Here is a 13,960-nt window from a genome sequence, read left to right on the forward strand (position 1 = left end):
TTGGTCTGGTCCGCGACCCCTAGCATTTAGGACACACCACTGAACCCGAGGAAGGGAACCACGATGGGCGATCTGGCGCGACTGCCGCTGCTTGAGAAGGCACCTACTACGCATGCACGCCTGCTGGCCTGGGTCGAGGAAGTAGCCGAGCTGACACAGCCGGACCGCATCCACTGGGTCGATGGCAGCGAAGCGGAAAACAAGAAGCTGACCGAGGAACTGGTCGCGGCCGGCACCCTGAAGAGGCTGAACCCGGAGACCTTCCCGAACTCCTTCGCGGCATTCTCCGATCCGGCAGACGTTGCCCGCGTCGAAGAGCAGACCTTCATCTGCTCCGAGAACGAGCGCGACGCAGGCTTCACCAACAACTGGATGGCCCCGGCCGAAATGAAGCAGAAGCTGCGCGGACTGTTCGCCGGCTCCATGCGCGGCCGCACCATGTACGTCATCCCGTTCGTCATGGGCCACCTGGACGCCGAGGACCCGAAGTTCGGCGTCGAGATCACCGACTCCGCCTACGTTGTGGCCTCCATGCGCATCATGGCCCGCATCGGCACCGACGTCCTGGACCGCATTACCCAGACCGACGCCTACTTTGTCCCGGCCCTGCACTCCCTGGGTGCGCCCCTCGAAGCCGGCCAGGCCGACGTCGCCTGGCCGTGCAACACGGACAAGTGGATCGTGCACTTCCCGGAAGAGCGTTCCATCTGGTCCTTCGGTTCCGGCTACGGCGGCAACGCCCTGCTCGGCAAGAAGTGCTACGCCCTGCGCATCGCCTCCGTCATGGCCCGCGACGAGGGCTGGCTCGCCGAGCACATGCTCATCCTGAAGCTGACCTCCCCGGAGCAGAAGACCTACTACGTCTCCGCTGCCTTCCCCTCCGCATGCGGCAAGACCAACCTCGCGCTGCTCGACCCCACCATCAAGGGCTGGAAGGTGGAGACCCTCGGCGACGACATCACCTGGATGCGCTTCGGCAAGGAGGGCGAACTCCGCGCCGTCAACCCTGAGGCCGGCCTGTTCGGCGTCGCTCCCGGCACCGGCTGGGGCACCAACCCGAACGCCATGCGTGCCATCGCCAAGGGCAACAGCATCTTCACCAACGTTGCACTGACCGACGACGGCGGCGTCTGGTGGGAGGGCATGACCGAGGAGACTCCGGCACACCTGACCGACTGGCGCGGCAACGACTGGACCCCGGAATCGGGCGCTCCGGCGGCACACCCGAACTCGCGCTTCTGCACGCCGATCGACCAGATCGACATGCTGGCCGAGGAATACTTCAGCCCGGAGGGCGTGGAGCTGTCCGCGATCCTGTTCGGCGGCCGCCGCAAGACCACCATCCCGCTGGTCACCGAGGCCCGCGACTGGTCCAACGGCATCTTCATGGGCTCCACGCTGTCCTCCGAGACCACGGCCGCAGCTGCCGGAGCCGTCGGCGTGGTCCGCCGCGACCCCATGGCCATGCTGCCGTTCATCGGTTACGACGCAGGCGACTACCTGAACCACTGGGTGAACCTGTCAGCCAAGGCCAACCCGGAGCGCCTGCCCAAGATCTTCCTGGTCAACTGGTTCCGCCGCACGGCCGAGGGTGCTTTCGCCTGGCCTGGCTTCGGCGACAACGCCCGCGTCCTCAAGTGGGCCATCGAGCGCCTTGAGGGCAAGGCGGACGCCGTGGAGACCCCCATCGGCTTCGTTCCGACCGGCGCATCGATCGACCTTGAGGGCCTGGACATGACCCCGGCCCAGGTCGAGGACGCTGTCCGCGTGGATCCCGCCGAATGGGAGACCGAGCTGGCCTCCATCGAGGAATGGTACGCAAAGTTCGGCGGTTCCCTGCCGGCCGCGCTGCAGTCCGAGCTTGATGGCCTGAAGTCCCGCCTGGGCTAGCCCACCGGCGCGTACGCCCACCGGAAGTACGACGGCGCCCCCGCACCTTTTGCAAGAAAGGTGCGGGGGCGCCGTCGTGCGTTCGCCGTCGTTTCAGGCGCTGCCTAGGAGGCCAGCCAGCTGTCGGGGCCGAAGACCTCGTAGTGGATCTGCGTGGCCGGGAATCCGGCGTCGATCGCCTCGTTGCGGATCTTCTTCATGAACGGCAGCGGCCCGCACAGGTACAGGGACGCGTCGGCCGGGAGGTCCACTTCGCGCAGGGACATGAAGCCGGCATTGCTGCCCGCCTGCGGTTCCTCCAGCCAGAGCTGCAGCTCCGCGCTGGCCAGGCGTTCGACGTCGTCCGTCATCTGGCCGCGCAGCGCCCAGCTGTCCAGGGTGCTCTCGGCGTGCAGCACGGTGACCTTGCGGGTGGAGCCCGTGTCGGCCAGGGAACGGAGGATGGACGCCGTCGGTGTGCAGCCGATCCCGGCGGAGGCCAGGACCACCGGTCCGTCGCCGTCCCTGAGGGTGACCTCGCCGTAGGGGTTGGAGATTTCCAGGATGTCGCCGGGCTCGACGGCGGTGTGCAGGGCGGTGGATACCTCGCCGCCGTCGTTCAGCTTGGCCGTAAAGGTGCGTCCGGTGCCGGCCTCTCCCGAGAGGGAGTACTGGCGGACCTGCCGGATTCCATCCGCGAGCCGGACCCTGACGCTGATGTACTGGCCGGGCAGGGCTTCCGTGACGGGAGTGTCGTCGGCGGCTTCCAGGACGAAGGTCATGGATCCCGTGCCGGCTGGGACCTTGGCCGCCACCCGCCACGGGCTCCACATGGCGTTGTTGGCCTGCGCCGCGTACAGGCCCTTCTCGAGTTTGATAAGGGCGTCGGCCATGAGCCAGTAGACCTCGGTCCATGCCGCGGCGATGTCCGGCGTGATGACCTCGGCGAGGTCTTCCGCGATGGCTGCGAAGAGGTGTTCGTAGACCACTCCGTACTGGGTTTCCGTGATTCCGAGGGAGGCGTGCTTGTGGGCGATCCGCGACAGCACGGCTTCGGGCAGGGTGTCCGGGTTGCTGACCAGGTGGGTGGCGAAGGCTGCGATGCTCCCGGCGAGGGCCTGCTGCTGTTGGCCGGAACGCTGGTTGGAGCGGCTGAAGAGCCCGTCGAGCAGTTCGGGGTGGGCCGCGAACAGGCGCTCGTAGAACGCCTTGGTGATGTCGCCGATCCTGGAGCCGACGAGCGGCAGGGTGGCCTCGATGATGGGGCGGGACTTGTCCGAGAGCATGGCTACTCCTGAGATAAGGGCCCGGTGCCTGCATCCGGGCCATGGATTGAATGGAGCATTTGAAATGCTAGATTCAAGCTAATTTCTACACCCCGTAGAAGATTGGTGCAAATTGGAGCCCTAAAGACCGGGGCGAAGGCCGATGCCCGCGAAAACGGGCGCCATCTGGCGGGCATTGGGCAGGCTGGCGACCACCACGTCGTCGAGTTCCCGGTAGAAGGCTTCCCGGGCCCTGGCCATCGCATGGCGCAGGCCGCAGTCCAGGATGAGCGGGCAGTCGCCTTGTGGAGAGGTGCACTCGGCAGGATCCTGGCGGGTATTGAGGCTCCGGAGCAAGGCTCCAGCCGTCACGCTGCGGCCGGCCTGGTTGAGCCTTGAGCCGCCGTTGCGGCCGCGCTCGACGTCGATCAGCCCCAGCTCACGGAGCCGGATCACAGCCTTGCTGACATGGTTGTACGGCGTTCCGACGGCGTCGGCGATGGTCTGCGTCGTCAGCAGTTCCCCCTGCGGTGCCGAAGCCAGCACCAGCAGTGCGCGCAGGCTGACGTCCGCGAACGCGTTGATTTTCATGACGGAAGCCTACTAGCCCGGTCTAGTCGACCCAGACAACGGGCTCGTTGGTGTCCGCAGCAAGCTGGCCGAACTCCAGACCTGTACCCGCGGTGTCAAGGCCATAGGGGAGGACGGCCGCGAAGACCGAACCGTCATGGTGCTCGGCAGCGACGTGGATGGCATCGGAGTCCTCCTCCACGAGGGTGATGTCGCAGACCAAGGCCACGGCGCGGTAGTCGCCGCGGTTCTGGCGCAGCAACTCGATGAGGTCCTGGATCATCGCATCGGCGTCGAAACCGGACTCATCCCCGGCCCCGGGAGCGCTTGCTTCGGGAGCGACGGCAAGCAGGCGGACGTCGCTGCCGTGCTCCATGGCCAGGGCGAACGGCAGGAAGCCGCCGTGCCCTTCAAGCTGTTCGCGGGCGGCCCCGATCCCGGTGCCCAGGAGCGTTTCCAGATCGGCGGCGGAGGTTTCGGGCACGGAATCGCGCCAGGATGCTTCAGTCACGGACGCCCCTATGCCCGGACGAGGCCCAGGACACGGTCCCGGACGCTGGCCATGGTGGCGTGGTCCTTGGCCTCGGCGTTCAGGCGCAGGAAGGGCTCGGTGTTGGACGGGCGCAGGTTGAACCACCAGCTGCCGTCCTTGGCGCTGAAGGTGCTGCCGTCCATGTGGTCGATCTCGATGTCTTCGCCTTCGAAGTCGGCGCGGACGCGTTCGATGGCGCCGGCCTTGTCTTCGATTTCGGAGTTGATCTCACCGGAAGACACGTAGGGCTCGTACTGGCGTCCGAGCTCGGACAGCGGGCCGTCCTGCTCGCCGAGTGCTGCCAGGACGTGCATGGCGGCCAGCATGCCCGTGTCTGCGTTCCAGAAGTCGCGGAAGTAGAAGTGGGCGGAGTGCTCCCCGCCGAACACGGCGCCTTCCTCCGCCATGACTGCCTTGATGAAGGAATGGCCCACGCGGGTGCGGACCGCACGGCCGCCGTCCTTGGCCACGAGTTCCGGGACGGCCTTCGAGGTCAGCAGGTTGTGGATGATGACGGGGGTTGCCTCACCGGCAGCCTGGGCACGCGCGATTTCGCGGCGTGCCACCATGCCGGTGATGGCGGACGGAGACACGGCTTCGCCCTTTTCGTCGATGACGAAGCAGCGGTCGGCGTCGCCGTCGAACGCCAAGCCGATGTCGGCGCCGTGCTTGACGACGGCGGCCTGCAGGTCGCGCAGGTTTTCGGGCTCGAGCGGGTTGGCCGGGTGGTTGGGGAAGGAACCGTCCAGCTCGAAGTAGAGCGGGATGATCTCGAACGGCAGCGCGGTGAGCAGTTTGTCGCCCAGGACGGCCGGTGTGGTGAGGCCTGCCATGCCGTTGCCGGCGTCCACCACGATCTTAAGCGGGCGGGAACCGCTGAGGTCAACGAGCTTGCGCAGGTACTCGGAGTAGTCCTTGAGGACGTCGCGGACGCTGATCTGGCCGCGCGTTTCCGCCACGGGGATGCTGCCCTGGTTCAGGTACTGCTCGGCGAGGGCCTGGATTTCCTTGAGGCCGGTTTCCGAGGAGATGGGCTGCGCCCCGGCCTTCGCCATCTTGATGCCGTTGTACTCGGCCGGGTTGTGGCTTGCGGTGAAGGTGGCGCCGGCTGCGTTAAGGGCGCCGCACGCGTAGTAGAGCTCGTCAGTGGAGATGAGATCCAGGAGCTGGACGTTGGCGCCGCGCTGCGCGGCGCCGGAGGCGAATGCCTGTGTGAACTCGGGGGAAGACGGACGCATGTCTCCGCCCACGAGGACGGTTTCGCCACCCAGCCCCAGGGCGTCGACGAAGGCGGCGCCGACCGCTTCGACGATTTCGGCCGTGATGGATTCGCCCACAATGCCGCGGACGTCGTAGGCCTTGAAGGAAGCCGAAAGGTCGAATGTCTTGTTCTGCTCGCTAGTCACGGCCCTAATCCTACTGTGAGCGCGCCCGTGGACCAGCCATCCCACCCTGCTATGTGGATGAACGATGTCCACATAGCCACGACCCGCGGTTCTTGCTGTCGGTGCCGGCTGGAATACTGAATCCATGGCCAATACCCCGGATGCAGCAATCGCTCCAGTCCAGTCCTCCACCCGTCAGCAGGCACTCGAGTGCCTGCGTGAGCTCGTGGGGCACCCCGGGGCCGAGTTCCATGATGGCCAGTTCGAGGCCATTGAGGCCCTCGTGGACGCCGGGCGCCGCGCCTTGGTGGTCCAGCGCACCGGCTGGGGAAAATCGGCAGTGTACTTCGTCTCTTCGCTGCTGTTGCGCCGCCGCGGGGCCGGGCCCACGCTGATCGTGTCCCCGCTGCTTGCCCTGATGCGGGACCAAGTGGCCGCGGCCGCCCGTGCAGGAGTGCGCGCCGTGGCGATCAACTCGGCCAATGCCCTTGAATGGGACAGCATCCTGGAGCAGCTGGCCGCGGATGAGGTCGATGTCCTGCTGGTTTCGCCCGAGCGCCTGACCAATCCTTCCTTCCGGGAGAACCAGCTCCCCGAACTCATCCGGCGGACCGGACTTCTGGTGATCGATGAGGCCCACTGCATCTCAGACTGGGGGCACGATTTCCGGCCCGACTACCGCCGCATCGCAGACCTTATAGAACAGCTTCCGGAGAGTGTCCCCGTCCTGGCCACGACTGCCACGGCCAACTCTCGGGTGGTCCATGACATCGAGGAACAATTGGGCGCCGGTGTGCTGACCATCCGTGGCGCGCTCGGCCGCGAATCGCTGCGGCTGGGCGTGCTGACCCTCGCCGATTCCCGGGACCGGCTCGGTTGGCTACTGACCCATCTTTCGGACATGCCGGGCAGCGGCATCATCTACACGCTGACCGTCTCCGCCGCGGAAGACACTGCCCGTTTGCTGTCCGAAGCCGGCCACCAAGTCCTCTCCTACACCGGGCGGACGGACCCCGCGGACCGCGAACGCGCCGAACAGCTGCTCAAGGACAACCAGGTCAAGGCCCTGGTGGCCACATCGGCCCTCGGAATGGGCTTCGACAAGCCGGACCTGGGCTTTGTCATCCACCTCGGCGCCCCATCCTCGCCCGTGGCCTACTACCAACAGGTCGGCCGTGCGGGCCGTGGCGCCGCCAACGCCGATGTCCTGCTGTTGCCCGGCTCCGAAGACCGCGAGATCTGGCAGTACTTCGCCACCGCGTCCATGCCGTCCCAGGAGAAGGCTGCGGCGGTGCTTTCCACCTTGGCGGATGCCGGCGGAGCCCTGTCCACCGTTGCGCTGGAGGCACGCGTGGACCTGCGGAGGACACCGCTTGAACTGCTCCTGAAGGTCCTTGCCGTGGACGGTGCCGTGGAACGGGTCGGCGGCGGCTGGCGTTCCACCGGCTTGCCCTGGATCTACGACGCCGAGCGCTACGCACGGATTGCGGAGGCCCGCGTGGACGAACAGGATTCCATGGTCATCTACCAGGACACGGCCGGTTGCCGGATGGAATACATCACCTCCGTCCTGGACGACGAGACCGCCGCCGCCTGCGGACGCTGCGACAACTGCGCCGGCCGCTGGTTTGCCGCGGATGTTGCCGCAGCCGCTGCCGAGTCTGCCGGGCAGACGCTCCGCCGCGCCGGCATTGCCCTGGAACCGCGGCTCCAGTGGCCCAGCGGCATGGACCGGCTTGGCGTGGCAGTTAAGGGCAGGATCAAAGCGGACGAAAGCATCTCCGAGGGCCGTGTCCTGGCCCGGTTGACGGACCTCGGCTGGGGTGGACCCCTTCGCGAACTGTTTGCCGCAGGGGCGCCGGACCGCGAAGTGGACCCCGGGATGCTCCAGGCCTGCGTGCAGGTGCTGCGCGAATGGTCCGGGGCCGATGGCCGCACCACGCCGTGGAGCAGCGCCGAGCGTCCGGCCGCCGTCGTCAGCCTTCCCTCGCGCGGCAAGCCCCGCTTGGTGGAATCTCTGGCCCAGGGAATCGCCGGCATCGGCCGGATGCCGTACGTCGGGCAACTGCAGCTTCAGCACGGCGGCCCCACTGGCGGCCGTGGCGGCAACAGCGCCTACCGCCTGGCCGGGGTATGGGAGAGGCTGGTCGTTGGACCGGAGCTCAGCGAGGCGCTCGCGGACTTCCAGGGGCAGAGCATCCTGCTGGTCGATGACCTCGTGGACAGCCGCTGGACCCTGACCATTGCCGGCCGCGCCCTGCGGCAAGCCGGGGCCTCTGCCGTGCTCCCGTTGGCCCTCGCGCAGGCGGGATAGGAGGGGCATGCCGGGCAATACCGACGTCAAAGCGAATACTGCGGCATGGCAACCACGGCTGGCATTGCTTGTGGCGGCCACCTTTTTCATGGAGTTCCTGGACGGAACTGTGCTGACCACGGCCATACCGAGCATTGCCGCGGACTTCCAGGTGGCTCCGGCGGATGTCAACGTCACCATGACCGCCTACCTGGTGACCGTGGCCGTTGGCATTCCGTTCAGCAGCTGGCTCGCTGAGCGGCTGGGAGCACGCCGCGTTTTCTGCCTGGCCATCGCCCTGTTCACTGTGGCCTCGCTGCTTTGCGCCGTGAGCCAGGACCTGACGATGCTCACTCTCAGCCGCGTGGCCCAGGGCGCGGGCGGGGCCATGATGGTTCCCGTGGGTACGCTCCTGGTGCTCCGTGGAACCCCCAAAACGGATCTGCTGCGGGCCACCGCATACCTCGTCTGGCCGGGACTGTTGGCGCCGGTGCTGGCTCCGCTGGTGGGCGGCGCCATCACCTCTTACCTGTCGTGGCACTGGATTTTCTTGATCAACCTCCCGCTGGGCATCGCGGCCTTCATTGCAGCGTCGCGGATCGTCCCCCGGACCGCTGGGGACCGCGGCCGCAGCCTCGACTGGTTCGGGCTTGCCCTCACCACACTGGGCGTCGGGGCCCTTGTTGTGGGGCTGGAGGCCGTGGGCGGGCACGGCGCGGGGCTACTGGCTGCCGCCATTGTCGGTGCCGGCGTGCTCTCGCTGGCGGGAGCTGCCTGGTGGATGCTCAAGGCCAGGGCGCCGCTGTTCCGGCTGGACGTCTTTGCTGCGAGGACCTTCCGGGCAACCTCCACCGGGGGATTCATCTACCGGCTGACCATCAGTTCGGTGCCCTTCCTGCTCCCGCTGATGTTCCAGGACGGCTTTGGCTGGGACCCCCTGAAAGCCGGAGCCATGGTGGCCGCCGTTTTCATCGGCAACATCGGGATCAAGCCTGCCACCACGCCCATCATCAGGCGCTTCGGTTTCAAGCCCGTGCTGGTGTTCGCCTCGCTGGCGTCGGCCGCCACCTTTGCTGCCTGCGCGTTCCTGGACGCCCTGACGCCGGAGCCGCTCATCTTCGGCCTCCTGGTGTTGAGTGGCGTTTTCCGTTCCGTCGGCTTTTCCGCGTACGCCTCGGTGCAGTACGCGGACATCGTCCCGGAGCAACTGCCTTCCGCGAATGCGGTGTCGGCAACACTGGTCCAGCTGGCTGCCGGGGCGGGCATTGCGGTGGGCGCACTGTTCCTGCGGCTCTTCGACATGGCGCCGGTGTTCGGCAGCGGCCCGGTTGCACCCTACAAGGGCGCATTCCTCGCCATGGCGGCGATGATGCTGGTCAGCACCGTGGACAGCCTCACGCTCCATCGGCATGCCGGCGCCGAGGTCAGCCGGGGAGTCCGGGCAGCAACATCCGCCCCGGGCTCCTAGGGCTCCGTATTCCTAGGACCCGCGCTCCTAAAGGCCCGCGTTCCTAAAGGCCCCGGGCGCCTTGGCGAGGCCAGACAGGCCCCGCTCCTGGAGTCGCGAACGCTTAAACGCAAAAGGTCCCGGTTCGAAAACCGGGACCTGATCGCGGAGACGGGGGGATTTGAACCCCCGGTGGAGTTGTGCCCCACACTTCATTAGCAGTGAAGCCCATTCGGCCGCTCTGGCACGTCTCCAGTCGCTATTGCTAGCCCACCAAGGATACGCAGAACAGGGCTCGCAGCGCAAAACGGCGTCCGGGCGTGGGCCGGCGGCTGCGGCCTCAGGCCACGCCGATCGGGAGCACATGCGGCCTTCCGGTCAGCGGCTCCTCGATGACGGTGGCCCGCAGGCCGAAAACTTCTTCCAGTAGCGGCGCGGTGACAACCTCGGCCGGCGTCCCCTGGGCCACAATGCCACCGTCCTTCATCGCCACGATATGGTCCGAATAGCGTGCTGCGAGGGAGATATCGTGCAGCACCATCACCACCGTCCTGCCATTGGACTCATTGAGCGTCCGGACAAGTTCAAGGACCTCCAGCTGATGGGCCAGGTCCAGGTAGGTTGTGGGTTCATCCAGGAGCAGGATGTCGGTTTCCTGGGCGATGGTCATGGAAATCCAGGCGCGCTGCCGCTGCCCGCCGGAGAGGTCCTCCAGCAGCATCGGGGCCAGCTCCGTGAGGTCGGTGGCGGCCAGGGCCGAGGCCACGGCCAGCTCATCCGTCGCCGAGAACTGCTGGTACCACTTCTGGCGGGGATGCCGGCCGCGCGACACGAGATCCGCCACCGTCAGGCCGCTCGGAGCCTGCGGGGTCTGCGGGAGCATGCTGAGCCGTTGGGCGATCTCCCTGCTCGGCCGTGACGTCAAGGGCCGCCCATCCAGCAAGACCTCGCCGCCCAGCGCCGGAAGGACGCGCCCCAGTCCCTTCAGCAGCGTGGACTTTCCACAACCGTTGGGCCCGATGATCGAGGTGACCTTGGCGTCGGGGATGTCCAGATCCAGTTCACGGACGATCTCCCTGCCGTCGTAGCCCAGCGTCAGGCGACGGGCCTGCAGCGCCGGGCCGGCCGGCGTCGGGCCCTGTGGAACGGAACCCATGGGAAGGGAAACCTCCCGCGGATCTTTGGCCTGCGGATCCTTGGACGTGGGGGCTCCGGACAATGCTGTGCTCATGCGAGCCTCCGCTGGTAGTTGAGGACGAGATAGATGAGGTAGGGGGCCCCGACGACGGCGGTCGCGACGCCGGCGGGCAGCGACACCGGCAGGGCGTGGGCTGCGATCGTGTCGGACAGCAGCACGAACAGCGCTCCGGTGAGGGCGGACGGCAGCACCGAGGGAACCGCCGTGCGGCAGACGAGGCGCGCGATCTGCGGGCTCGCCAGCGCCACGAAGGCCAGGGGACCGGCCAGCACGGTGGCGATGGACGCCAACACCACCGCCAGGCTCAGGCACATGACGCGGACCCGTCCGGAACGGATGCCCAGCCCCACGGCGGCCTCGTCGCCGAAGCTGAGCAGCTCCAGCCAGCGGCCGGCAAGGAAGCTCAGAAGCAGCAGCGGGGCCGCGAGGAGCGTCATGGGAACCACCAGAGCCCAGTCCTTGCCGTTGAGCGATCCCATCATCCAAGTGAGCGCCTGCCCGGCGTTCGTGACATCGCCGAGCGTCAGCAGCCAGGTGGTCAGGCTGGTGGCAAGGCCGGTGAGTCCGATGCCCACCAGGACCAAGCGGTAACTGTCCAGGCCCTTGCGGTAGGCGAGCACGTAGGCGGCCACGCCGGTGCACAGGCCCATGGCAAAGGCCGCGGACGGCAGCCCGATGGTGGCGGCCGCGCCGCTAAGCCCCGCGTAACCGCCACCGGCAAGCACCAGCACGGACACGGCGCCGAGCGAGGCGCCGGAGGTGATGCCCAGGACATCAGGGCTGGCAAGGGGGTTGCGGGCCACGGTCTGGGTGATGGCACCGGCCGCTGCCAGGCACAGGCCCACCACCACGGCCGCCACCATGCGCGGGGCCCGGAACTCGGTCACGGCGAGGTACGTGCGCGGCTGTGAAGCGTCGCCCAGCAGGGAGCGCAGCACGTCGCCGTAGGCGAGGGGCAGGCCTCCGTAGGCCACATGCACGCCCATGGCCGCGAAGACCAGGACGGCCAGCGCGACGGACACCGCCACGGTCCGCGGGCGCCAGCGCCACGAGGTCCGCCCGGCCCGGATGGCGTGGATTCCGGCGTAGCTGCTGAGTTTCAGCCCGGCCCCTGTTGTGGTCATCAGATGGTCACCAGCCTCTTGCGCCGTGCCAGATGGATGAAGAACGGGGCCCCGACGACGGCGAGCACCACTCCCACGGACAGCTCACCCGGGCGGGCGATCAGCCGCCCGGCGGTGTCCGCGAACAAGACGAGGGCGCTGCCAAGGAGCGCCGACAGCGGGACGAGCCACCGGTAGTCGGCTCCGGCGATGAAGCGGGCAAAGTGCGGGACGAGAAGTCCGGCGAAGGCGATGGGGCCTGCCAAGGTCACCGCCGAGCCTGCCAGCAGTGTCACGCCGGCGATGCCCAGGAACCGCGCGCGGCGCACGGACACCCCCAGGGACACCGCGTTTTCCTCGCCGAGGGCCAAGGCATTGAGCGGGCCGATGTTGGCGAACGCCAGCACCACGCCCGCGGCCACGAAGATCCAGACGGATTCCAGGACGCCGTCGCGGGCCACGAGGGAACCGACCTGCCAGAAGCGGAGGGTGTCGAGGGCGGATTCGTTGAGCAGGACAATCCCGGACACCAGCCCGCCGGCCAGGAACGAGACCGCGGCGCCGGCGAGGACCAGGGTGACCGGAGTGGCGCCGACGCGTGCGGCGCTGCCGATGGAGAAGACCAACGCGCAGGTCACCAGCGCCCCGGCGAAGGCCAGGATCGCCTGGTTGAACGGCAGCAGGGGCCCGGCGACGGCGGTGACGGCCACGATTGCCAGGGCCGCGCCCTGGTTGATGCCGAGCAGGCCGGGCTCGGCGATCGGGTTCCTGGTGTGTCCCTGGGTCAGCACGCCGGCAAGGCCCAGGCACATGCCGGCGACGATCCCTGTCACCGTCCTGGGCCAGCGGAGTTCGCGGATGGTGACGTCCATGGTGGAGCCGTCAGGAGCGAAGAGCGCGTGCGATAGATCGCCGAGGCTGGACGGCTGGCCGCCGAAGGCGATGCTTGCGAGGACGGCGAGCAGGAAGGCGGCCAGCGCCAGGAGCAGTTTGCTCCGGCGAGTCGGGCCGGTCCCGTGAGGCGGGCCGGTCCGGCCGGTTCGGCCCGCCCGGGGCAGCCCGGTGGTCTGGGGTGTCACGTGGTTCCTTAATTGCGAAACGCTATTGTTGCGTAATTCGTATTGGCTGGTACAGTCTACGTCGTTCCTAAGGTAAGCCTTAGTTTGGTTACCCTCGCATCCTTTGTTGAAAGTCAACTACGTGAAACTCCCCAAGATCTCCAGCAAGGTGGCGGCTGTCGCCACTGCCGCCGCACTGCTCGCCGTCACGGCTTGCGGCGCCCCCGAGTCCGCCCCGGCCAGCACCGGCGAGGCGGCAGCGGGCTTCCCTAAGACGGTTTCGCACGTCATGGGCGCCACCGAGATCAAGGCTCAGCCCAAGCGCGTGGTGGCCCTGGACTCGAGCTACATTGATGCCACCCTGCTGCTTGGTGCCGAACTCGTGGGCTACATCGACTACCGCCAGGACCCTGCCAACCCCTTCGCCCCGTACCTGGGCGACGTGAAGGACGCAACCAAGGAATCCAAGAGCGTCGGCACGCTGCAGGAACCCAACCTGGAAAAGATCCTCGAGCTCAAGCCGGACCTGATCGTCTCCGCCAAGGTCCGCCACGAGGCCATCTACCCGCAGCTGTCCAAAATCGCTCCGACGATCTTCTCCGAGAGCACCGGGCCCACCTGGAAGCAGAACGTCGTTTTCCTCGGTGACGCGCTGGGCGAGAAGGCCAAGGCCGAAAAGATCGTCGCGGACTATGAGCACCGGGCCAAGAAGGTGGGCGCGGCCATCCTGGCCAAGGACCCGGCCGCCACGTACTCGCTGCTTCGCTTCGCCGGCGAGGACACCGCTCGGCTGTACTCTTCGACGTCGTTCATCGGCGCCATCATGGCCGACATGGGCATCCCGCGTCCCAAGGACGGCCCGGACACGAACAAGGCCATTTTCGTGCCGCTCTCCCAGGAGCAGATCCTCCAGGCCGAAGCGAAGGTCATCTTCGTCTCCGCCTACACCCCGGCCGGTGCCGCCGGCGACAAGTCCCGCGCCCAGGTCAAGGCCTTCGAAGGCAACCCGCTGTGGAGCCGCCTGGCCGGCAAGAAGGTCAGCGTCGACGACGGCGTGTTCCTTTCCTCGGTCAGCATCCAGGGTGCCAATGAGGTCATCACCCAGGTCGCCAAGGAATTCGGCGTAGACGCCCATCTGGCCGAGTAGCCTGCTGCCAGGCTGAAAGGCAAGGCCCCGCCGTATTGGACCGGTCCAATACGGCGGGGCCTTCCCTTTACTGTGCGCGGCGCGCGTGTGCCG

General features: G+C 67.5%; 11 protein-coding genes and 1 tRNA gene. 4 read left to right on the plus strand and 8 right to left on the minus strand.

What is annotated here, in order from left to right; all coding sequences use genetic code 11:
- Nucleotides 1-63: 63 nt before the first annotated feature.
- Entirely contained in the window at nt 64-1,890 is a 1,827-nt protein-coding gene (locus NVV90_RS03660; protein ID WP_258439843.1) for a phosphoenolpyruvate carboxykinase (GTP), read from the plus strand.
- Nucleotides 1,891-1,994: 104 nt separating this feature from the next.
- Here NVV90_RS03660 and NVV90_RS03665 read toward each other — a convergent pair whose 3' ends face one another.
- The 4 genes from NVV90_RS03665 to NVV90_RS03680 form a co-directional block, all read right to left on the minus strand.
- The gene (locus tag NVV90_RS03665; RefSeq protein WP_258439844.1) at nt 1,995-3,155 is read right to left on the minus strand and encodes a globin domain-containing protein; all 1,161 of its coding nucleotides are present in this window, start codon (nt 3,153-3,155) and stop codon (nt 1,995-1,997) included.
- A 120-nt stretch (nt 3,156-3,275) separates the two neighbouring features.
- On the minus strand, nt 3,276-3,725 hold the full coding sequence (locus NVV90_RS03670) for an Rrf2 family transcriptional regulator (RefSeq protein WP_258439845.1): 450 nt from the start codon (nt 3,723-3,725) through the stop codon (nt 3,276-3,278).
- 22 nt (nt 3,726-3,747) lie between these two features.
- Nucleotides 3,748-4,215 (minus strand): hypothetical protein, encoded by a 468-nt coding sequence (locus NVV90_RS03675; protein ID WP_258439846.1) that lies wholly within the window; start codon nt 4,213-4,215, stop codon nt 3,748-3,750.
- Between the two features lie 8 nt (nt 4,216-4,223).
- Nucleotides 4,224-5,642 carry a phosphomannomutase/phosphoglucomutase gene (locus NVV90_RS03680; protein WP_258439847.1) on the minus strand — a complete coding sequence of 473 codons (1,419 nt, stop codon included), beginning with the start codon at nt 5,640-5,642 and terminating at the stop codon, nt 4,224-4,226.
- Between the two features lie 124 nt (nt 5,643-5,766).
- On the opposite strand from NVV90_RS03680, the gene NVV90_RS03685 reads away from it, so the two are divergent.
- Both NVV90_RS03685 and NVV90_RS03690 read left to right on the plus strand, forming a co-directional pair.
- On the plus strand, nt 5,767-7,935 hold the full coding sequence (locus NVV90_RS03685; protein ID WP_258439848.1) for an ATP-dependent DNA helicase RecQ: 2,169 nt from the start codon (nt 5,767-5,769) through the stop codon (nt 7,933-7,935).
- Between the two features lie 7 nt (nt 7,936-7,942).
- Nucleotides 7,943-9,382, plus strand: a complete 1,440-nt coding sequence (locus NVV90_RS03690; protein ID WP_258439849.1) for an MFS transporter — start codon at nt 7,943-7,945, stop codon at nt 9,380-9,382.
- A 145-nt stretch (nt 9,383-9,527) separates the two neighbouring features.
- Here the strand turns inward: NVV90_RS03690 and NVV90_RS03695 are convergent.
- The 4 genes from NVV90_RS03695 to NVV90_RS03710 all read right to left on the minus strand — a co-directional run bounded on the left by NVV90_RS03695 (nt 9,528) and on the right by NVV90_RS03710 (nt 12,741).
- Nucleotides 9,528-9,615: transfer RNA gene (locus tag NVV90_RS03695), tRNA-Ser, on the minus strand.
- A gap of 86 nt (nt 9,616-9,701) precedes the next feature.
- Nucleotides 9,702-10,517: an ABC transporter ATP-binding protein gene (locus NVV90_RS03700; RefSeq protein ID WP_258441060.1), complete on the minus strand. Its 816-nt coding sequence runs from the start codon at nt 10,515-10,517 to the stop codon at nt 9,702-9,704.
- A gap of 71 nt (nt 10,518-10,588) precedes the next feature.
- Nucleotides 10,589-11,683 carry an iron chelate uptake ABC transporter family permease subunit gene (locus NVV90_RS03705; RefSeq protein WP_258439850.1) on the minus strand — a complete coding sequence of 365 codons (1,095 nt, stop codon included), beginning with the start codon at nt 11,681-11,683 and terminating at the stop codon, nt 10,589-10,591.
- The gene (locus NVV90_RS03710) at nt 11,683-12,741 is read right to left on the minus strand and encodes an iron ABC transporter permease (RefSeq protein WP_258439851.1); all 1,059 of its coding nucleotides are present in this window, start codon (nt 12,739-12,741) and stop codon (nt 11,683-11,685) included. Before NVV90_RS03710 ends, NVV90_RS03705 begins: the two co-directional genes overlap by 1 nt.
- 121 nt (nt 12,742-12,862) lie before the next feature.
- On the opposite strand from NVV90_RS03710, the gene NVV90_RS03715 reads away from it, so the two are divergent.
- Entirely contained in the window at nt 12,863-13,867 is a 1,005-nt protein-coding gene (locus tag NVV90_RS03715; RefSeq protein WP_258439852.1) for an ABC transporter substrate-binding protein, read from the plus strand.
- Nucleotides 13,868-13,960: the final 93 nt, after the last annotated feature.

Origin of the sequence: Arthrobacter sp. CJ23 (assembly GCF_024741795.1) — a bacterium.
In the GTDB taxonomy this organism is placed as follows: domain Bacteria; phylum Actinomycetota; class Actinomycetes; order Actinomycetales; family Micrococcaceae; genus Arthrobacter.

Excerpts from the sequence above, each read along its gene's own strand:
- NVV90_RS03660 (WP_258439843.1), top strand. The coding sequence starts at position 64 with ATGGGCGATCTGGCGCGACTGCCGCTGCTTGAGAAGGCACCTACTACG.
- NVV90_RS03665 (WP_258439844.1), bottom strand. The coding sequence starts at position 3,155 with ATGCTCTCGGACAAGTCCCGCCCCATCATCGAGGCCACCCTGCCGCTC.
- NVV90_RS03670 (WP_258439845.1), bottom strand. The coding sequence starts at position 3,725 with ATGAAAATCAACGCGTTCGCGGACGTCAGCCTGCGCGCACTGCTGGTG.
- NVV90_RS03685 (WP_258439848.1), top strand. The coding sequence starts at position 5,767 with ATGGCCAATACCCCGGATGCAGCAATCGCTCCAGTCCAGTCCTCCACC.
- NVV90_RS03690 (WP_258439849.1), top strand. The coding sequence starts at position 7,943 with ATGCCGGGCAATACCGACGTCAAAGCGAATACTGCGGCATGGCAACCA.
- NVV90_RS03700 (WP_258441060.1), bottom strand. The coding sequence starts at position 10,517 with ATGGGTTCCGTTCCACAGGGCCCGACGCCGGCCGGCCCGGCGCTGCAG.
- NVV90_RS03705 (WP_258439850.1), bottom strand. The coding sequence starts at position 11,683 with ATGACCACAACAGGGGCCGGGCTGAAACTCAGCAGCTACGCCGGAATC.